Below are 18723 nucleotides of genomic sequence, written 5' to 3'. Positions count from 1 at the left end.
AAATTTGTCGTTTGGGCGGACGCTTGCCACCGACTCGACTGGCAACTGCGCTCCTTCCCAGGCGAATTTCTCCAGGGAGATCCGAGATGGATCGCTCAGCAAACTCACCATGTGATCATATCAATTTTCTCGCATAACGTGCCGCTCGATCCGCGAGCGCCCGTTCGGGAAATGCAAATCATCAATAAAATAAACATTGTAATCTAGCATACTATTACCTGGCTAATCAGGTCGCCGAAATCCTCACGTCAAATGATTCATGTATAATTGATATTCAAAGGCAATCATTGCCTAGAATACTAAGTGTTCATCAGATTCGATTTCTTACGAACGTCTTCTCCGCACATATCATATGAGATATGGTCCCAACTCCGGTGAGCGAATGGAGTGTCCATTCGGGGAATGTCGGGGGAAAAGCGGACTGATGTTCTAGCTAACGACTGAAGCGATTGGCTGGTTCGACAGAATCCGAGTGGTGTTAAGCCACCGGCGCCAATTCGACCGGGCTGTACTGGGAGGAGACTGTTCATGAGATTTGTCAAAACGCTCGCGCTGACTGCTTTTGCAGCGGCTGTGGCTTTGTCGGCCACGCCTGCGGAAGCGCAGAAGGTGCGGTGGAAACTGCATAGCGCCTGGGGTTCTGCCGTGCCGCACCTCGGCACGTCGGCCGTGAGGTACTCCGAGAACATCAGTCGGATGACCGGCGGCGACTTCAACATGAAGTTCTTTGAGCCGGGTGCGCTGATCCCCGCCAACGAAGGCTTCGACGCCACCTCCAAAGGCTCGATTGAAGCAGCTTGGACGACGGCAGGTTATGACGTCGGCAAGTACCCGGCATTGGCCTTCTTCACGGCCGTGCCGTTCGGCCCGTCGATGGGCGAGTATTTCGCCTGGAAGAAGTTCGGCGGCGGTGACGATCTCGAACAGGAGATCTACGGCCAGCACGGCGTGAAGAAGATCGACTGCTTTGCGATCGGCCCCGAAACGTCGGGCTGGTTCAAGACCGAGATCAAAGACCTCGATCAGCTTCGGGGCCTGAAGATGCGCTTCTTCGGACTCGGCGCCCGGGTCATGCAGAAGCTCGGCGTTTCGACCCAGCTTCTTGCCGGCGGCGACATCTTCCCAGCCCTTGAGAAGGGCGTGATCGACGCCACCGAGTTCTCGATGCCCGCGATGGACATCAAGTACGGCTTCTATCAGATCGCCAAGAACAACTACTTCCCAGGCTGGCACCAGCAGGTATCGGTAAGCCATCTGCTGATCAACATGGAGAAGTGGAACGCGCTCCCGGACAAGTACCGGGCGATCGTCGAGATTGCTTGCGGCGAGAGCATTCACAACACGTATGCCGAAACCGAGTACGTCAACCCGTTCGCCATGGTCGAGATGGGTGAGAAGTATGGCGTGCAGACCAGGCGCTGGACCGACGACCAGATCGCGGCGTTCGAAAAGGCTTGGCTTGAGGTTCTTGAGGAAGACTCCAAGGCCGATCCTCTCTTCAAGAAGGTTGCCGACAGCTATCTCGGCTTCCGCAAGATCTACTCGAAGTGGGGCGACGCTCAGTCCCTGAAGCCGACGTACCTGAAGTAACAGGCAACGGCTCGGATAGGTTTGCCAACTTGGCGCGGAGCACCGGTAGCCCTTTGGGCGCCGGTGCTCCCGCCGGTCCGGCGGATACGCCATCCATTCCCGGTTTGATATCAAGGGACTCGGTTGATGCAATATCTGGTACCTGCCCTAAGAACCGTCAGCCGAAACCCGGTTCTTGCCGTGCTCATCGTCGCTTTGCTGGTTATCGGCGGAGCGTTCTCCTCGATCATGAGCATGACCACGGACCAGCAGAACGAACTGCTGTGGACGCTTCAAGAATACCTACCGATCATTATGTTTGTCTCGCTCGCAACGCTGTTGTTCTCTGGGTTTCCAGTAGCGTTCATCCTGGGCGGACTTGCTCTACTATTCGGCCTTCTGGGATACTACCTGGATATTTTTTCACTGATTGAATTCTTCAACTTTATGCCTCGGATCTGGTTCCAGGGCGCCGAGAATCTGGTGCTCGTCTCGGTTCCGGCATTCGTGTTCATGGGCGTCATGATGGAGCGCAGCGGAGTCGCCAACGACCTGCTGTACTGCGTCCAGGTCCTGCTGAAGCGCGTCGCCGGTTCGCTGGCCCTGGCCGTGGTGGTCATGGGCACGGTGCTGGCCGCCATGACGGGAATCATCGGAGCCTCCGTGACGATGATGACCGCACTCGCGCTGCCGACCATGATTCGCCAAGGCTACAGCCATGCGCTGGCAACCGGCTGTATCGCGGCATCGGGAACTCTCGGCATCCTGATCCCGCCGAGCATCATGCTGATCATCATGGCCGATCTGATGGCGGTGTCGGTCGGCAACATGTTCATGGCGGCGATCCTGCCCGGCCTGCTGCTCGCGGTGTTCTATCTTCTGTACGTCGCGGTCTTCGCCAAGACCGTGCCGTCGGCCGCTCCGCCTTTGCCGCGTGAACTGCTCTACGTGCCGAAGGCGCAGTACCCGAAGATGATCTTCAAGAGCTTCCTGCCGCCCGTTCTGCTCATCAGCATGATCAAGGGGTCGATCCTGTTCGGTGTCGCCACTCCCAGCGAGGCCGGCGCGGTCGGCGCGTTCGGATGCCTCCTGCTGGCGATTGGCAACGGCCGGTTGACCTACCCAATGCTGCAGGGCGTCTGCCACACCTCGGCGCGCACCATCGCGATGATCTTCTTCATCATCATCAGTGCGACGTGCTTCGCCTATGTCTACCGGTCGCTGGGCGGCGACGACATTGTCGAGCATCTGATCAAGTCAGCCGGATTCAGTTCGTGGGAGCTGTTGTTCCTGCTGATGGCGATCACGTTCTTCCTCGGGTTTTTCCTGGACTGGATCGAGATCACGCTGATCGTTCTGCCGGTGTTCGCCCCTCTGGTCGCGTCTCTCGACTTCGGCAGTCACGTCGACTCCAAGGACGTGGTGTTCTGGTTCCTGATCCTGATGGCGATCAACCTGCAGACCTCATTCCTGACACCGCCGTTCGGGTTCGCGCTGTTCTACATGAAGGGGATTGCGCCGAAGGAAGTGAAGATCCAGTCGATCTACAAGGGCATCATTCCGTTCGTCATCCTTCAGTTGATCGGGTTGATGCTGGTGATCTGGAAGCCGAACATCGCCTTGTGGCTCATGAAATCGGTGTACGACTATTGACGGCGACAGCCGGCGATCTGGAGGAAATGCTGTGACGCAAACGACCGCTGACGCGGCCACGGGTAAGCCGACCGAGACTGACGAGCTCGTCCACCTGACCGACGATCAATTGCCGATGATCCTGGTCGTGAGCCAGAAGCTGCGAAACTTCGTCGACTTGGTCGGGCGTTTCGGATCGTGGTTCGCCATGCCGTTGATCCTGATCACCGCCTTCGATCTCCTGATCAGGAAGACCGGGAAAGGCCAAGTGTGGCTGGTCGAGAACGTCAGCCCGTACTTCGGATCAACTTTGTTGCAGGAACTGGAGTGGCACTCCCATACAGTGCTGTTCTGTCTGGTTCTGGGCTTTGGCTACATCTGGAACACCCACGTCCGTGTCGATCTGGTACGCGAGACGCTGAAGTTTCGGAAGAAGGCCTGGATCGAGTTTATCGGCCTCAACATATTCCTGATCCCGTTCACCTGCGTGATCGTGTACTTCGCGTTCGTCTACGCCTACGACTCGTGGTCGATCAACCGCGAGGCGGGTTGCGGATGGTACGAGTGCGGCGAAGTGTCCGCTTCGCTGGTCGGACTCAGCCACCGCTGGATTATCAAATTGACCCTGGCGTTCGGCTTGGTCGTCGTGCTGATTGCCGGCATCGCGGTCTGGTTGGAGATGGCGATGGTCCTGTTCGGACCGCAAAATCTCCGGTTCCATCTCAGCACCATCGAATGGCCGGAAGCCGAAGGGTCGACGATCGAGGGCAAGGAGCGCCTTGATCTCGACCAGGCTCCAGACGAACTTGAGCGTCGTGCCAAGGCCCTCGCCGCTCAGAACGCGTCGGCTGCGAACTAACCAAGGTCCGTTCCTCAGGACCGGCAACAGGACAATGCGGTGCTTGATTGGGAGAGTCTGTTCAAGCGGTATGTCTGGGACGACCGGACCACTCCGTACTTCATAGCCACCGGAAAACTCACCCGACGACAGGCTGACAGCGAGGTTTTTGCGTACTGCCTGTTCGTCGGTGTCCTGTTCTCCGTCGTTGCGTTGAGCGCAATGAGTGAACTGTCGCCGCACGGCCGATCACCGTTGATCATGCTTTATGGTTTCACGGTGGTGTTCGCGAGTTTGTTGCTCAACTACACCAAACTGGTGTCGGCAGCGGTGTATCTCGGTGCCACCCCGTTGGCCGGCCTCGCCTATCTGGTGATCTATGGCATCGGGTCCGACCGTGAATCGGTCGATACCATCGTTGTAGCCATCGTCCTGCTGCTCATCCTTTGGTACTCGCTGCGGCTCGTCAGAATCGTTCAACAATATCCAACCATGCCTGAAGGCAGTGAAGAGTCGCCACGTCGGCGTCTTTTCAAATGACGGAGCCCTATACGTGGCTCGGATTTCGCCTTCCGAGACCTTTTTATTTTGTTCGTCACCTTTCCGTATTTGTTGCATCCTCGATTGTTTTAGGCATTCTGAATTTTATGTTAACTATGAAGATCCCTCTATTTTGGCCTCTTGCCGGCTGGGTCACCGTTCTCGCCATCCATTACCTGGTCGCCAGTGCCTACGATCCCGACGAGGCCTGGGTCGAGGAACGGATCGTTGACTTGCGTGGCCGCAGCTACGATCTCGACCACATTCAGAACATTGAGAAGCGGATCCACGCCCGGGACGATTCCGTGACGCCTCCACCAGACCGCGATCAGAAGTCGAACTGATTCACTTGCTCTCGGATGTGACCTTGGGTCTTGGCATTGCGCCCTACCCGGGGACCCGACCAAGGCGCTGCTCACCTTCGAATCGCCCGCCCCAGCATCCGAGCGCCCTCCCGAGACATCTTGTGGGCGAGCAGAACTCGCGGATTGGGTGAACGACGCCCCACAATTCTCGCGACCTCCAGGGCGAATGCTCAAAAATTGATCATATTTCGGATCACTTCGCGCTAAATCGCGTCCAAAGCGCGACATTGTGTACCAACCTTCTTGAATTCCAGAGATCCGATGGTAACAATGGCGCTGCCGTCGCGGCTCCGAAAAATTGAAATCGGAGTTTAATCAATAAAATCAAATAATAAGCGACGGATCGGCGAAACGGGACCGGTTCCTGCGGAATCGGTCTTCGACTGGGAGGTTACAGGAATGGTCTTTAAAGGTTGGGTTAAGACGGCTGCCCTTATGGGGTTGGCGGCAGGCGTTATGGTCGCATCGACCAGTGACGCGGACGCCAAGCGGGTCCGCTGGAAAATGCATTCTGCGTTTGCCGGCAAGATCGCCGTCATCGGCGAAGGCGCCGTCAATATCTCGGACACCGTTACGAGCATGTCTGGTGGCGACGTCACCTTGAAGATGTTCGAGCCAGGCGCGCTGGTTCCGGGCACCCAGTATTATGATCCGGTTTCCAGCGGAGCGCTTGACGCCGCATTCGGTACGCCGGGTTATAATGTTAATAAGAACAATGCTTTCGCGTTCTTCTCGGCCGTTCCTTTCGGCCCGAATGGCGGAGAGTATCTGGCATGGATGCGCTATGCGGGTGGCGAGGAGATGGCCACCGAGCTCTATGCTCGTGACAAGATCCGCTACAATCTCTGCGGCATTATTGCTCCGGAATCGTCAGGCTGGTTCCGCAACGAGATCAAGTCGCTTGATCAGTTGAAGGGCCTGAAGATGCGTTTCTTCGGCCTCGGCGCGAAGGTCATGGAGAAGTTCGGCGTGTCGACCCAGCTGCTGGCTGGAGGTGACATCTACCCGGCGCTGGAACTCGGCTCGATCGACGCGACCGAATTCTCGATGCCGGCGATCGACAAGGACCTGGGTTTCTACCAGATCGCCAAGCACAACTACTTCCCGGGCTGGCACCAGCAGTCGACGATGAACGAGTTGCTGATCCACCAGCCGTACTATGACGCGCTGGACGAAACTCAGAAGGCGGTCATCAAGGGCGGTTGCGATGCGAACGTGATGTACATGTTCGTCCGTGGCGAAGCGATCCAGTTCTCGGCGATGAAGTTCCACCAGGAGAAGGGTGTCACCATTCATCGTTGGTCGGATGAGAATCTCGCCAAGTTTGAGGCTGCCTGGGAAGAGGTCATCACTGACGAAATCAAGGACAACGCAGACTCCAAGAAGATCTGGGCGTCTCTGAAGTCCTTCCGTAAGGACTATGCGATCTGGAAGGACAACGGCTACCTGAAGTAAGGTCACCGGATATTCTACAGATTGTTGCGACTTGAATGCGGTGCTGACCTCTTGCTGGTTGGCGGGAGGCAGCACCGCAAATTTTACAGACCCGACCGAGTCGGCAATCTTGCCGAGGAAGTCGGGTGTCTTTTTAGGTGAGACGCATTCGTTTGGTCGTTGGCACAAGAACCACTACTGGGGAACGCCCGATGCGCAGTCTTCTACAGGTCGCCAATCAGCTTGAACGCTTTCCACAGATGTTCGGAAAGGTTGGAGCCTGGCTGATCCTTCCGCTCATTTTTATCATCATGTTCGACGTGGTGACCCGGAAGTTCACGGTCGTCCAACAGGCGATCATGAACTCCCCGCTGTACGTGATCCTGTCGCCGACCAAGTTGCAGGAGATGGAATGGCACCTGCACGCCGCCCTGTTCCTCCTGGCACTGGGTTACGCCTACACGGTCAACGCGCATGTCCGGGTCGACCTGATGCGCGAGAAGATGAGCGATCGTGGGCAGGCGTGGGTTGAATTGATGGGTATCGTCTTCCTGATGATCCCGTACATCCTGGTCGTTCTCTATTACGGCTGGACGTTCTTCTATCAGGCCTGGGAGTCGAATGAGGCGTCCGACGCGATGACCGGCCTGTCGCACCGCTGGGTCATCAAGTCGTTCGTGCTGATCGGGTTGTTCCTTGCCCTGCTGGCCGGAATCTCGACCTTGCTCCGACAGGTGGTGTTTCTCTTCGGACCGGAGGAACTGCGTCCGGAGGTCAAGATGAACATGCTCACCTCGGCCGAGGCGGAGCATCTTCCGAAAATCGCAGATGACGATGAAGGCAACGATATCGCGAAGCTCGAGGGTCACTACGATGACTCCGAGATCGTGCGGGGAGGCTGAACCGTGGATTTCTATTGGGAGGACTATCTCTCGGTCTACATGTTCGCAGCGCTTGCGTTCGGACTGTTTTCCGGGTTTCCGGTCGCTTTCGTGGTGGGGGGAATCGGCCTGGCATTCGGCTTCATCGGAGCGGCGGTCGACTACTTTTCGTTGATCGAGTTCTACAACATCCTGCCTCGGATCTGGGGCGGCGCCGCCGCCAACCCGGTGCTGGTTGCGGTTCCCTGCTTCATCTTCATGGGGACGATGCTGGAGCGGTCCGGCGTCGCCAACGACCTGCTCGACATCCTGGAGATCCTGCTGCGCCGGGTCCCCGGTGGGCTCGCCCTCTCCGTAACGGTGATGGGCACGATCATGGCGGCAACCACGGGCATCATCGGCGCATCGGTCGTCATGATGACCCTGATGGCCCTGCCGACCATGCTGCGCCAACGCTATCAGAAGGAGTTGGCCACCGGCACGCTGGCTGCCTCGGCAACCCTGGGAATCCTTATTCCTCCGAGCATCATGCTCGTCATCATGGCTGACCTTCTGGCCATCTCGGTTGGCAACCTGTTCCTCGGCGCCATCCTGCCGGGACTGCTGCTGTCGGGCCTGTACTTCGCGTACATCCTGGCGGTATCGGCGCTCAAGCCGCATTGGGCGCCCTCGCTGTCGGACGACGTCGGCCCGGACACCCACGCCGGAATGGCGTTGATGCTCCTCAAGGGCTTCGTACCACCCGTGTTCCTGATCACGCTCGTTCTGGGCTCGATCTTCGCCGGCTGGGCGACGCCGACTGAAGCGGCCGGCGTCGGTGGCTTCGGCTCGCTGGTTCTCGCGGTAGTCAACCGCAAGTTGACCTGGTCCGTCGTCAAGGATGTCTGCGAACGCACCGCGCTGACCTCCGGGATGATCTTCTTCATCTTCATGGGGGCGACGGCGTTCTCCTACGTGTTCCGGTCGCTCGGCGGTGAAGACATCATCGTCGAGTTCATCGAGCACCTCGGCTTCGAGGCCTGGGGCCTGCTGTTCGTTCTCATGGGAACGATCTTCATCCTCGGCTTCTTCTTCGACTGGATCGAAATCACCCTGATCGTGCTTCCGGTGTTCACGCCGATCGTGGAGTTGATGGATTTCGGCTCCCACGTCGAAGGCCGCGACGTCATCTACTGGTTTGCGATCCTGGTCGCCGTGAACCTGCAGACGTCCTTCCTGACGCCTCCATTCGGCTTCGCCCTGTTCTATCTGAAGGGCGTGGCGCCCAACTCGGTGAAGATCCAGAACATCTACCGCGGCATCATACCGTTTGTGGCGCTGCAGGTGATGGGCTTGGTCGCCGTGATCATCTGGCCGCAGATCACCTTGTGGCTGCCGTCCATCGTGCTGGACTGAGCACGCCGGAACCCGGGACCAGACAAAGACAAGGGCCGCTCCTTCGGGAGCGGCCCTTCGTCATTTCAGGCCTCGAACGGTTGCCGCGACGAGCGCTATGGGCTGCCGACCGGCACCACCCGCTCGAGATAGGATGCGTAGTCGGTCTCCTTCGGCGCGTACTCGGCATCGAACAGAGGGCTGGAGATCACGAAGTCGGCGGTCGTACGGTTGCAGGCCATCACGATGTTGTAGACCGTCGAAAGCCGGACCAGCGCCTTGACGTCGACGTCGTGCGGCATTGCCGACATCGGGTCGGAGAAGAAGATCAGCGCGTCGAGGCCGCCATCGGCAATCAATGCGCCCATCTGCTGGTCACCGCCAAGCGGCCCGCTCTTGAGACGCGTGATGGACAGCCCCAGGCGATCGGCGATCAGGCCGCCGGTCGTACCGGTCGCCCATAGTTCATGCACTGCCAGCCGTGCGGTATGGGTGGTGGCCCAATCGAGCAGATCGGCCTTGCGTGCGTCATGGGCAATCAGGCCGATCCGCTTGCGCCGAAGCATCGCCCGCTCGCCACGCATCAGCGGATGAACTGGTCGACGTAGTCTGCGCCCAGCCCAACCTCGGTGTAGTGCTTGCGGCACATGTCGAGCTTGGCGAACACGTCCTCGAAGCCCGTGCAGCGGCCCTGCTCGTCGACGTAGTACATGCAGCCCGAGATGTTGAAGAACGTGATCATTTCCTCGCAATCCTCGTCGACCACCAAGGTATGCGTCTCGCCCGGCGGTTCGAACACGTACGAGCCTTCGGTCGCGATCCAGTCATGCTCCAGATAGCGCCACTGGCCCTTCAGGACGAAGCCATGAACCGGTGCCGGGTGCAGATGCCGGCTCAGCACGCCCGATTTGCGCACTCGCAACAGATTGCACCAGCCGCCGTTCAACGTGTTGAACATCAAGGGTCGGAACCAAACGTTCGGTGCCTGCGGCACCCAAACCCGCTCGTCGTCCGGCATCGCCTTCTCGACGATCTCCAGTGGCGACAATGGATGGGTCGACGCCGGACGCTGTTGGTCGGCATTGCGCGCGCGCATGAAGGAATCCTTTCGTGCTCGATCGAACTGAACGTTATGCCCGAGCCTTCGGGCTGTCATTGCCATGGCTCACTTGCGAGCCTCGTTCCGTCAACAGGGCTTGCACCACATCCGACCGCGGGATCGGCGCCACCGCTCCGTATCCGGTGGTCGTCAGCGCGGCGGCGGCGTTGGCGTAACGGGCGGCCTGGAATGGATCGTCACCGGCAGCAAGCCGGGCCAGCAAAGCGCCGTCGAAAGTGTCGCCTGCCCCGGTCGCATCGACCGCGGTGACCCTGAACGAAGCGATCCGCTCGCGCCGGTCGGCGGTGGCGATCAGCGCGCCCTCTGCTCCGAGTTTCAAGGCCACCACTCGCGGCCCTCGCCGCAGATACGCATCGGCGATCGCGTCGGGATCATCGAGCCCGGTCAATATCCGGGAATCGTCAACCGATGGCAGCGCGATGGTGCAACGCTCGATCGCACCGTGCATGACGGCTCTTGCTCGCTCCAGCGACCAGAGCTTCAGGCGCAGGTTCGTGTCGTACGCCACCTCGCAACCGGCATTCCGTGCTTCCTCGATCAACCGGAATCCCGCGTCGCACGGCCCTTCACCAACCGCCTGGCTGATTCCCGACAATTGAACGACACGAACCCGCGGCAACAGCGAAACAGGAAGATCCTCCGGCCGGTATCGGCTGGCGGCGGAGCCCGCTCGGTAGTAGCTGAAATCCCGGCCGGCCGGACTGGGAGTGATGAAATACAGCCCGGTCGGAGCCGCCGCAGCCGTGTACACGTTGGAGTCGTCGACGTTCTCCCGGCGCCACAGTGCCCGCAGTTCCCGTCCGAAGGCGTCATCCCCGACAGCCGACGCGTAGGCGGCGCGCGCGCCCTGCCGCGACGCGGCGATCGCGCAGTTCGAGGTGTCGCCACCGTAGCCCGGCCGATAGGCCGCTCCACCACCCTCCTCGTCGATGCGGGTGAGTTCCATGAGCGGCTCGCCGAAGCAGAGAAGGTCGATGTCGCGTGTTGTCATGGCGCGCAAGGTGACCGAGCCTGAGAAATCCGGCAAGCCCGAACGGCCAAATCTGTTGCCTAGCCCCCGACCCCTGCTAGTGTGTCATCATATGTCTTTCGGGCCGACCGGCCATCGAATGCATCACCCGTACGCATTGCCAACAAGGGACGCAAACAATGACCGAGATTTCGGCGGCAGATCTCGACCGCCTCACCGCCTGGGACACTCCGACGATCTGCAACGCGCTTGAACTCACCAACCCGGAGCGGCGGGCCACCGGCTTCACCACCGGGCACATGGTCTGCGCCTTTCCGGAGTTGAAGCCGATCTGCGGCTACGCCCGCACCGCAACCATCCGTGCCGTGGCGCCGCCGGTCCGCACGGCCGCCGAGAACCTGGCGACCCGGCAGGCCTATTATGAGTACGTGGCCGCCAAGCCGGGGCCGACGGTCAGCGTGATCCAGGACCTCGACCCGGAGCCCGGATTCGGCGCGTTCTGGGGTGAAGTGAACACCGCCATCCACAAGGGCCTTGGCGCGCTCGGTGTCGTCACGGACGGGTCGATCCGCGATCTCGACGCCTGCGCCAAGGGCTTTCAACTGGTCGCCGGCCGCGTCGGACCGAGCCACGCCCATGTCCACCTCGTCAGCCACGGCGGACAGGTCAACATCTTTGGCATGGTGGTGAACGACGGCGACATCATCCATGCCGACCGGCACGGCGCCGTCGTCGTACCGCGCGACGCGGTCAAGAAGCTGCCCGATGCGATCGACCTGCTGACGCGCCGCGAGGCCGTGATCCTGGATGCGGCCCGCGCCCCCGACTTCAGCATCGACAAGCTCAAGGCAGCAATGGGCCAGTCGGCCGAGATCCACTGACCGGAGCAGGACAAGCCGCCATGGCAACCAACAAGAAGAAAGTCCTGGTCCTCAGCCCTCTTCACCCTGATGGCATGGCGCTGTTCGAAGGGCGTGAGGACGTCGAGGTCGAGGTCCTGACCGATGTGTCCGAGGAGAATATCCTGCGACACATCAAGGGTGTGCACGGGATCGGTGTTCGCGTCGCCACGATCTCGCGCAAGATCATCGAGGCCGCCGGCGGCACTCTTGAGGTCGTCTCCAGGCATGGCGTCGGCTACGATTCCGTGGACGTCGCGGCCTGCACCGACAATGGAGTGCGGCTGGCGATCGCGCCGCGTGCCAACGCGCCGTCGGTTGCCGAGCAGGCCATGATGTACCTGCTGACGCTCGCCAAGCAGGTCGCCGCCTTCGACCCGCTGATCCGTCGCGGCGACTGGGCCAACCGGCACCAGATCCAGGCGATCGACCTTGACGGCCGCACGCTGCTGGTGATCGGCCTGGGCCGCATCGGCTCGCGGTTGGTCAAGCGCGCGCGGGCATTCGACATGCGGGTCATCGGCTACGACCCTTACGTCCCGGCTGAAAAGATCCGGGAAATGGGCGCGGAACCCGTGGACGACTTCCGGACCATTCTCGGCGAGGTGGACGCCGTGACGGTCCACTGCCCGCGCACCGCCGAGACGATCGGCATCATCGGTGAAGCAGAGCTCAACGCGTTGCGCCCCGGTGCACTGGTGGTGAACTGCGCGCGCGGTGGACTGGTCGACGAAGCGGCACTGGTCGCGGCTATCCGCTCGGGTCAGGTCTCCGGCGCGGGCTTCGATGTGTTCGACGTCGAGCCACCGGCCCCCGACCACCCGTTCTTTGCCGAGAAGCGCATCCTGATGACCCCGCATTCGGCCGGGATCAGCCTGGAGGCAGCCAAGCGATCGGCGGTACAGACTGTGGAGAACATTCTGGCCACTTTCGACGGCACGCTCGATCCGGCCGTCGTCGTCAACAAAGAGGTCCTGTAAGGGCCTGAAACCTGAGGAAGGAAACGCTCATGGACAGCCGACTGCACCGGGCATGGGCCGAGGGCAAGGGCGCACTGAACGGTTGGCTCTCGATCCCGTCAACCGTCACCGCCGAATTCATGGCCCTGCAGGATTTCGACAGCCTGACCGTCGACCTGCAGCACGGCCTCGTCGACTATCAGACCGCGCTCAGCCTGTTCCAGGCGGTCGAAGGCCGGGGTCCGGCAGCGCTCGCCCGGGTGCCGTGGAACGAGCCGGGCATCATCATGAAGCTGCTGGACGCCGGCGCCATGGGGATCATCTGCCCGATGATCAACACCGCCGAAGACGCCAAGAACTTCGTCGGCGCCTGCCGCTACTACCCTGACGGCTACCGCTCGACCGGCCCGACCCGCGCCGGGCTGATCTATCCCGACTACTTCCCGACCGCGAACAAATCGATCATTGCGCTTGCGATGATCGAGACGGTCGAGGCGGTCGGCAACGTCGATGCGATCTGCGCCACCCCTGGTTTGACCGGTGTGTATGTCGGGCCGAGCGACCTGGCGGTGTCCATGCTCAAGAGCCCGGGCATGGATCCGACCGATCCGGAGGTTGTCGCCAACATCGACAAGATCCTGGCCGCCGTGAAGAAGGCCGGTCTGAAGGCCGGCATTCACTGTCTGACGGCGGCCTATTCGCGCAAGATGGTGGAAAAGGGCTTCGATTTCGTCACCCTCGCCTCCGACGTCCGGATGTTCCTGAACGCGGCGTCGGGCGACGTGAAGACCTATCGCGACCTTGAGGCCAAGCGATGACAAACGGCGTCAAACGCGAGGGGAGCCAGGCGCTGGTTCCCTCCGCCGGCATGGAAGCACTCGGCCGGGCGATCTTCGCCAAGGCCGGGTGCTCACCCGAGGAAGCGGACCGGATTGCCCGGCGCCTGACAGGCGCCAACCTGCGTGGCCACGACAGCCACGGCGTGATCCGCATCCCCCGCTACGTCCAGTGGATCGGCGATGGGGTTCAGGTTCCGAACCAGACGGTCACGTTGCTGCTCGACCAGCCGAGTTTCGCCATCGTCGACGGTCGCTACGGCTTCGGCCAGTCGATCGGCGAGCAGACGGTCGACATCGGCATCGCGCGTGCCAAGAAGCGCGGCGTAGCCGTTACGGCTCTGCGCAACTCCGGCCACCTCGGCCGGATCGGCGATTGGGCGGAACGGGCGGCCGCACAGAACATCGTCTCGATCCATATGGTTAACGTCCGCGGCTCTCTGCTGGTCGCGCCCTACGGATCCCTCAGCCGCCGGATGGGCACCTCACCGTTCTGCGCCGGCATACCGGTCGCCGGTGGCGAGCCGATCATCCTGGATTTCGCGACGTCGCTGGTCGCCGAAGGAAAGGCCCTGGTTGCGTTGAAGGGTGGCAAGCCGCTGCCGCACGGCTCGTTGGTCGATGGCGACGGCAACCTGACCGCCGATCCCAGCCCGCTCTACGGCACGGTTCCGCCGAACGGCTATCCCGATGCCAACAACGGTCCAGGCGCCTTGCGGGCGTTCGGTGATCACAAGGGGTCGGGCATGAATTTCCTGATGGAAATGATGGCCGGTGCCCTGGGCGGCAGCGGGACCGCCGGTGCTATCGGCGAGCCGAAACGCCGCCGGTTCTGCAACGGCATGTTCTCTTTCTACGTCGATGCCGCCGCTTTCGACACCGAGAACGCGTTCGCGGCCGAGGTTAAGAGCTACGTCGACTTCGTGAAATCGGCGACCCCAACCACCCCGGGCGGCGAGGTTCTGGTTCCCGGAGAGAAGGAGCGCGCGACGCTGGCCGAGCGCACCGCCAAAGGCCTGCCGCTGGCGGTCGAGGCCTGGGACGACATCCTGAACACCGCCCGCAAGCTCGGGATAGGCGAGGCCGATATCGAGGCGGCGGTCGGCGGGCCGGTCTGATGGGTTGAACGCTCAGTCACGCGACCCCGGCACCGGGGTCGTGTGATCCGCGACATACGCGCCGCGGCTTCCCTTCGGACGCCATCGGCCGGTCGTGGTATCGGCGCTGGTGTGCAGTTCGAGCTCCGCGTTCAGCTCGGCGCCAATGCAGACGATGTACGCGGAGATGTAGAGCCACATCAGCAGAACCACGACCGCGCCGAGCGCGCCGAACGTCTCATTGTATGTCCCGACATTGGCAACATACCGCCCGAACCCCCAGGATGCAGCCAGCCACAGCACGGTTGCCAGGATCGAGCCCGGTGTGATCCAGACGGCCCGGGCGCTGCGGCGGTTCGGCCCGTAGCGGTACAGCAGCCCGAGCGCCACCAGCACGATGCCGGCCAGCAGCACCCAGCGGGCTCCCAGCAACACGTTGGATACAGTGTCCCGAACGGCCAGCAGCGCCACGGCCGCCGGAACCGCTGCCAGCAGTCCAATTGCCAGCATCGCAAACACGAGGCCGGCCAAGGTGAAGGCCAGGGCCGTGATCCGCGGCCGGATCCAGCCGCGACGGTGGGTTTCGTTGTAGGCGATGTCCATCGCGCTCAGCAGTGCGTTGGCGCCCTTTGCGCTGCTCCAAACCGCCAACGCGAGGGTGAAGATGAGGCCCAGGCCGAGCGTGGTGTCGGTCGTCCCGCTGACCTGCGTCAACTGCGCGGCCAGCAGGTCAAATACCTCGCCTGGAACCAGGTCTCTGATTGGCTCCAACTGCGGCATCACCATGCCCGGATCGGCGATCAGACCGTACAGGATCACGAACGCCGCAATGGCGGGAAAGATCGACAGGAAGCCAAAGAACGCCACACCGGCAGCCACGACGGGCACATCGTCGCTGGAAACCTGTTCCGCGACCCGCTTGGACACCCCCCACCACCCGCGAAGCGGAATCCGACGCGGTGCCGTCGCGCGCTTTCCCAGGTGGTTGCTGTCGGACTCTGTCATCGTCGGGTGGGGATACCTTCCGGAACGGCCTTGGAGACAGACCGGCTCAGGAAAGACAACGCATTGTGATAAGTCGAGGTTCCGGGAGGCCCTCAGTTGTTGGAACCGTCGGCCGGCCCGTAGCGCCGCTCCTCGGCGTAGTACCCGTCAAAGCCGACGGTCTCGTACAACTGGTCGAACGGCATCAGCCGGTCGCTGCCAGGATGGTTACCGCCCGCCATCAGCGCCAGCGCATCGTGCATGGCCCGCAGAGAGGCGTTCAACAGAGTCAGCCCGAACAGCGCCAAGTCGTACCCCAGCGCCTCGGCCTGCTTGGGAGACAGCAACGCCCGATCCGGCTTTTCGACCTGCGCCAACATGGTCGGCACCGCGACCCGGCGGTTCAGTTCGGCCATCTCGGCCTCTGACTGCGGTCCCTCGAAGTAAACGATGTCGGCACCCAGGTCGGCAAACGCTTCGGCACGCCACAGAGCCTCCTCAAACCCTTCGGGCCCCCGGCTGTCGGTCCGGCCGATGACCAGGATATCGCCGCCCGCCGCCTGGATCTCGGCGCGCGCGTCCAGTGCCGCACGCAAGCGCGTGGTGGCCTCTTCCCGGTCGACCACCGCCAAGCCGTGGGCGTAGCCGCAGCGCTTGGGATAGACCTGATCTTCGATCATTGCGCAGGCGAAACCGGCGCGATGATAGCCGCGGACGGTACGCTTTACGTTCACCGGGTTGCCGAAGCCCGTGTCGGCGTCCCCGATCACCGGGATGTGGACGGCGTCGCAGATTCGCCGCCCCTGCGCGACCATTTCCTCGTAGGAGATCAGCCCGGCGTCCGGCAACACCAGTTGCGTCGCCGACACCGCGAACCCGCTCATGAACGCAACATCGAAGCCGGCGCGCTCGATCAGACGGGCTGACATCGCGTCGAAGCAACTCGGCACCACCGCGATGCCGGGCCTGGTCAGCAGGGCGCGCAACATCGGTGCGTGCGTGGTCATGGGTTGTCTCCTCGATGCGGTACTGCAGGCTGACTGCCGCCCAGAGACTAGCGCCTACAGTCGGCGGAATGCACCACCGACATCACTCAAAGTTCCGCAGGCCGCTCGAACGCCCGGCCGACCGACCGGGCCAACGCCTCCGGCAGGTCGCATCCCCAATGGTCCGCAAGATACCGCCGGAAATCGTAAATCGTAACGGCCGGACAGACCTCGAACTCCAACAGGTACGGAGATCCGTCCGTGCCCACGCGGAAGTCGAGTGAGAACACGTCCCGCAGGCCAACTCCCACTGCGACGCGGCGTGCCATCGCGGCGATCTCGACCGCAAGGCCTGCGTTCTCCTCGGCAAGGTCGATCATCCGCGGAACGAACGCCGCCGTCCCGCCCCGCGACGCCGATGCGGCACCGTCCGTGTCGGCCGTGCCGGACAGAGTGATGTTGTCGGCCATCGTCATGAATGCGCCGGCCGCCTCGCCTCGGCCGCCGGTCTCAAGTCGGTAGACGCCAAGGCGCAAAAGATCGGGATCGGCGTCGACCGCCATGTACGACACCCGCACGTCGAAGCCTGGAACGAATGCCTGAATGACGGCGTCATCGCGGTAGCGCGCGTGGATCCGGCCGGACAGTACCGTCGCCTGCTCGACGGAAGCCACTCGCGAATCGGTCCAGACCCCCAGCTTGGCACCGAGTGTGTTGGGCTTCACGAACCAGGGCCCCGGGCTGTCCAAAGGCAGCGACAGCCAGCGTCCGTCCCGCATCAACCCGGTTCGCGGCACGGTAACGCCAAGCGACGCCGCAACCGCACCGCACTTCGCCTTGTCCTGTGCCAGGTTCTGGATGTGTGGCAACGCGCCGAAGCTGCGGGCGCCGAACAGCCGGGCGACCGCCGAGCCGCCGCTGCCTCGATAGTACCGGATGCCGTCGGTTACCGGCCAGACCAGGGTGTCGGCCGGCCGTTCGCGCAGCCAGTCGATCCAATCGGCCGGCACTGTGGGATCGGCGAACCGGACGGACACGCCGACAGCCGCCAACGCGCCGCGGATCGGGGCTTCGAACGCGACCAGATCGGTCGCCTGGCTGAGATACGCGGCGATTTCGCTTGCCGTATCGGGATCGAACCCCGCAGCCCGAAGGCGCGCCGCGCACCCCGCCTCCCGCTCGGCCAGGATCAGCATGCGCCGCGTCATGCCAATTTCCCCCGCCGATAGGATTCGATCAGTTCATGCAGCCGCTGTCCGTCAAAGACCTCGAAATGGCCCGGAAGCACCCGCGACACCGGCAGATCGAGCAGCCGCTGGTGGGTGGCCAGCAGGTCCGGGATCGAAGCGCCCGGGATGGTGTCGTACATCTCGCCGTCGTAGATCGCGTCCGCGGCGAACAGGAAGCCGGTCGCTTCCTCGAAGAGGCATACATGCCCGGGCGAATGGCCGGGCGTGTGCAGCACCGTCAGTGTTCGATCACCAAGCTCGATGGCGTCCCCCTCCTCGACCGTTGCGGTCGCCGGCATCGGCGGCAAGCGCCACGCGTCGACGTCGAAACCGCCGGGAACCGGATCGAAGACGAGTGCGTCGTAATCGTACAGGAACGGCACGCTCTGCACCGCTTCCGGCGACGGATCGGCCAGGATCGACGCCTCCAACGGGTGGACCAGCCGATCGGCAAACTGCTGCAAGCCGCCGATATGGTCGAAATGCGTGTGACTGGCGACAGCGACGACCGGTCGGTCGAACAACTCGGGCACGGCCTGATCCAGCGGAACCAGGCCCCATCCGGCGTCCAGCACGAGCCGACGCTCGGTACCATCGATCACCCAGATTGCGCCACGGCAGTACGGATGGGCGAACAATTCCTCGATCCGCCACAGCCCGTCGCCATGGTGCTCGATCCTGATTGCCCCGTCGTCGCGCGCCCGCATCGCATGACCTCAAGCTGAGGAAACGATGGTGACAAAAGCAAAACCCCCGCGCCAGGGGCGTGGGGGTTCGCAAACCATCCAGACGTCGCGAACGACGCTTAGATCTTCTCTTTGACCTTCAGGACCTGACGGCCACGATACATGCCGGTCTTCAGGTCGATGTGGTGCGGCCGGTGCAATTCGCCGGTATCCGGATTCTCGACATAGGCGTCGGGACGGATACTGTCGTGCGCCCGGCGCATTCCCCGCTTGGACGGGGTGGTTTTCCGCTTCGGAACGGCCATCGTTCGCACTCCACAAGAA

20 protein-coding genes are annotated in these 18723 nt (G+C 62.1%); 12 read left to right on the top strand and 8 right to left on the bottom strand.

Going from position 1 to position 18723, the window contains the following annotated elements; all coding sequences use genetic code 11:
* Positions 1 to 528: 528 nt before the first annotated feature.
* The 8 genes from RIC54_RS00435 (at position 529) to RIC54_RS00400 (ending at position 8654) form a co-directional block, all read left to right on the top strand.
* A complete protein-coding gene (locus tag RIC54_RS00435) occupies positions 529 to 1590 on the top strand; it encodes a TRAP transporter substrate-binding protein (protein ID WP_350097895.1) in 1062 nt (353 codons plus the stop codon).
* 228 nt (positions 1591 to 1818) lie between these two features.
* Entirely contained in the window at positions 1819 to 3222 is a 1404-nt protein-coding gene (locus RIC54_RS00430) for a TRAP transporter large permease (RefSeq protein WP_350097897.1), read from the top strand.
* A gap of 31 nt (positions 3223 to 3253) precedes the next feature.
* On the top strand, positions 3254 to 4060 hold the full coding sequence (locus RIC54_RS00425) for a TRAP transporter small permease subunit (RefSeq protein WP_350097899.1): 807 nt from the start codon (positions 3254 to 3256) through the stop codon (positions 4058 to 4060).
* Between the two features lie 39 nt (positions 4061 to 4099).
* Entirely contained in the window at positions 4100 to 4579 is a 480-nt protein-coding gene (locus tag RIC54_RS00420; RefSeq protein ID WP_350097901.1) for a hypothetical protein, read from the top strand.
* Positions 4576 to 4923: a 2TM domain-containing protein gene (locus tag RIC54_RS00415; RefSeq protein ID WP_350097903.1), complete on the top strand. Its 348-nt coding sequence runs from the start codon at positions 4576 to 4578 to the stop codon at positions 4921 to 4923. Before RIC54_RS00420 ends, RIC54_RS00415 begins: the two co-directional genes overlap by 4 nt.
* A 420-nt stretch (positions 4924 to 5343) precedes the next feature.
* Complete coding sequence (locus RIC54_RS00410; protein WP_350097905.1) at positions 5344 to 6399, top strand: TRAP transporter substrate-binding protein; 1056 nt, start codon at positions 5344 to 5346, stop codon at positions 6397 to 6399.
* A gap of 191 nt (positions 6400 to 6590) precedes the next feature.
* Complete coding sequence (locus RIC54_RS00405) at positions 6591 to 7280, top strand: TRAP transporter small permease subunit (protein WP_350097907.1); 690 nt, start codon at positions 6591 to 6593, stop codon at positions 7278 to 7280.
* Positions 7281 to 7283: 3 nt separating this feature from the next.
* Positions 7284 to 8654: a TRAP transporter large permease gene (locus tag RIC54_RS00400; RefSeq protein ID WP_350097909.1), complete on the top strand. Its 1371-nt coding sequence runs from the start codon at positions 7284 to 7286 to the stop codon at positions 8652 to 8654.
* Positions 8655 to 8749: 95 nt separating this feature from the next.
* Here RIC54_RS00400 and RIC54_RS00395 read toward each other — a convergent pair whose 3' ends face one another.
* From RIC54_RS00395 to RIC54_RS00385, 3 genes are read right to left on the bottom strand one after another with little or no spacing between them, the layout of a single operon-like run.
* Positions 8750 to 9199, bottom strand: a complete 450-nt coding sequence (locus RIC54_RS00395) for a methylglyoxal synthase (RefSeq protein ID WP_350097911.1) — start codon at positions 9197 to 9199, stop codon at positions 8750 to 8752.
* Between the two features lie 17 nt (positions 9200 to 9216).
* Positions 9217 to 9729: a 2,4'-dihydroxyacetophenone dioxygenase family protein gene (locus tag RIC54_RS00390; RefSeq protein WP_350097913.1), complete on the bottom strand. Its 513-nt coding sequence runs from the start codon at positions 9727 to 9729 to the stop codon at positions 9217 to 9219.
* Positions 9730 to 9763: 34 nt separating this feature from the next.
* Positions 9764 to 10744: a sugar kinase gene (locus RIC54_RS00385; protein WP_350097915.1), complete on the bottom strand. Its 981-nt coding sequence runs from the start codon at positions 10742 to 10744 to the stop codon at positions 9764 to 9766.
* A 158-nt stretch (positions 10745 to 10902) separates the two neighbouring features.
* Here RIC54_RS00385 and RIC54_RS00380 point away from each other — a divergent pair, with 158 nt between their 5' ends.
* Genes RIC54_RS00380 through RIC54_RS00365 form a run of 4 tightly spaced genes read left to right on the top strand, consistent with a single transcriptional unit; the run spans position 10903 to position 14535 of the window.
* On the top strand, positions 10903 to 11604 hold the full coding sequence (locus RIC54_RS00380) for an RraA family protein (protein WP_350097917.1): 702 nt from the start codon (positions 10903 to 10905) through the stop codon (positions 11602 to 11604).
* 20 nt (positions 11605 to 11624) lie between these two features.
* On the top strand, positions 11625 to 12602 hold the full coding sequence (locus RIC54_RS00375; protein WP_350097919.1) for a hydroxyacid dehydrogenase: 978 nt from the start codon (positions 11625 to 11627) through the stop codon (positions 12600 to 12602).
* A 29-nt stretch (positions 12603 to 12631) separates the two neighbouring features.
* Positions 12632 to 13399, top strand: a complete 768-nt coding sequence (locus RIC54_RS00370) for an HpcH/HpaI aldolase family protein (protein WP_350097921.1) — start codon at positions 12632 to 12634, stop codon at positions 13397 to 13399.
* A complete protein-coding gene (locus RIC54_RS00365) occupies positions 13396 to 14535 on the top strand; it encodes an Ldh family oxidoreductase (protein ID WP_350150396.1) in 1140 nt (379 codons plus the stop codon). The genes RIC54_RS00370 and RIC54_RS00365 overlap by 4 nt, the downstream gene beginning before the upstream one ends.
* A 12-nt stretch (positions 14536 to 14547) precedes the next feature.
* Here the strand turns inward: RIC54_RS00365 and RIC54_RS00360 are convergent, their stop codons facing one another.
* The 5 genes from RIC54_RS00360 to rpmF all read right to left on the bottom strand — a co-directional run bounded on the left by RIC54_RS00360 (position 14548) and on the right by rpmF (position 18704).
* The gene (locus tag RIC54_RS00360) at positions 14548 to 15441 is read right to left on the bottom strand and encodes a YihY/virulence factor BrkB family protein (protein ID WP_350097925.1); all 894 of its coding nucleotides are present in this window, start codon (positions 15439 to 15441) and stop codon (positions 14548 to 14550) included.
* Positions 15442 to 15611: 170 nt separating this feature from the next.
* Positions 15612 to 16505 carry an isocitrate lyase/PEP mutase family protein gene (locus RIC54_RS00355; protein WP_350097927.1) on the bottom strand — a complete coding sequence of 298 codons (894 nt, stop codon included), beginning with the start codon at positions 16503 to 16505 and terminating at the stop codon, positions 15612 to 15614.
* Positions 16506 to 16591: 86 nt separating this feature from the next.
* Positions 16592 to 17692, bottom strand: coding sequence for a D-alanine--D-alanine ligase family protein (locus RIC54_RS00350; RefSeq protein ID WP_350097929.1), 1101 nt, complete (start codon positions 17690 to 17692; stop codon positions 16592 to 16594).
* The gene (locus RIC54_RS00345) at positions 17689 to 18420 is read right to left on the bottom strand and encodes an MBL fold metallo-hydrolase (RefSeq protein WP_350097931.1); all 732 of its coding nucleotides are present in this window, start codon (positions 18418 to 18420) and stop codon (positions 17689 to 17691) included. The genes RIC54_RS00350 and RIC54_RS00345 overlap by 4 nt, the downstream gene beginning before the upstream one ends.
* 98 nt (positions 18421 to 18518) lie before the next feature.
* A complete protein-coding gene (gene rpmF, locus RIC54_RS00340) occupies positions 18519 to 18704 on the bottom strand; it encodes a 50S ribosomal protein L32 (RefSeq protein ID WP_350097933.1) in 186 nt (61 codons plus the stop codon).
* Between the last annotated feature and the right edge of the window lie 19 nt (positions 18705 to 18723).

Origin of the sequence: Thalassobaculum sp. (assembly GCF_040219215.1) — a bacterium.
Classification (GTDB): Bacteria; Pseudomonadota; Alphaproteobacteria; order Thalassobaculales; family Thalassobaculaceae; genus Thalassobaculum_A.
Note: the sequence above shows the minus strand (reverse complement) of the source record. Positions and strands in the feature narration are given on the sequence as shown.

Bases quoted from the DNA above. Each gene is read 5' to 3' on its own strand.
- RIC54_RS00435 (WP_350097895.1), top strand. From the start codon at position 529: ATGAGATTTGTCAAAACGCTCGCGCTGACTGCTTTTGCAGCGGCTGTG.
- RIC54_RS00430 (WP_350097897.1), top strand. From the start codon at position 1,819: ATGAGCATGACCACGGACCAGCAGAACGAACTGCTGTGGACGCTTCAA.
- RIC54_RS00415 (WP_350097903.1), top strand. From the start codon at position 4,576: ATGACGGAGCCCTATACGTGGCTCGGATTTCGCCTTCCGAGACCTTTT.
- RIC54_RS00410 (WP_350097905.1), top strand. From the start codon at position 5,344: ATGGTCTTTAAAGGTTGGGTTAAGACGGCTGCCCTTATGGGGTTGGCG.
- RIC54_RS00405 (WP_350097907.1), top strand. From the start codon at position 6,591: ATGCGCAGTCTTCTACAGGTCGCCAATCAGCTTGAACGCTTTCCACAG.
- RIC54_RS00395 (WP_350097911.1), bottom strand. From the start codon at position 9,199: ATGCTTCGGCGCAAGCGGATCGGCCTGATTGCCCATGACGCACGCAAG.
- RIC54_RS00390 (WP_350097913.1), bottom strand. From the start codon at position 9,729: ATGCGCGCGCGCAATGCCGACCAACAGCGTCCGGCGTCGACCCATCCA.
- RIC54_RS00385 (WP_350097915.1), bottom strand. From the start codon at position 10,744: ATGACAACACGCGACATCGACCTTCTCTGCTTCGGCGAGCCGCTCATG.
- RIC54_RS00380 (WP_350097917.1), top strand. From the start codon at position 10,903: ATGACCGAGATTTCGGCGGCAGATCTCGACCGCCTCACCGCCTGGGAC.
- RIC54_RS00375 (WP_350097919.1), top strand. From the start codon at position 11,625: ATGGCAACCAACAAGAAGAAAGTCCTGGTCCTCAGCCCTCTTCACCCT.
- RIC54_RS00370 (WP_350097921.1), top strand. From the start codon at position 12,632: ATGGACAGCCGACTGCACCGGGCATGGGCCGAGGGCAAGGGCGCACTG.
- RIC54_RS00365 (WP_350150396.1), top strand. From the start codon at position 13,396: ATGACAAACGGCGTCAAACGCGAGGGGAGCCAGGCGCTGGTTCCCTCC.
- RIC54_RS00355 (WP_350097927.1), bottom strand. From the start codon at position 16,505: ATGACCACGCACGCACCGATGTTGCGCGCCCTGCTGACCAGGCCCGGC.
- RIC54_RS00350 (WP_350097929.1), bottom strand. From the start codon at position 17,692: ATGACGCGGCGCATGCTGATCCTGGCCGAGCGGGAGGCGGGGTGCGCG.
- RIC54_RS00345 (WP_350097931.1), bottom strand. From the start codon at position 18,420: ATGCGGGCGCGCGACGACGGGGCAATCAGGATCGAGCACCATGGCGAC.
- rpmF (WP_350097933.1), bottom strand. From the start codon at position 18,704: ATGGCCGTTCCGAAGCGGAAAACCACCCCGTCCAAGCGGGGAATGCGC.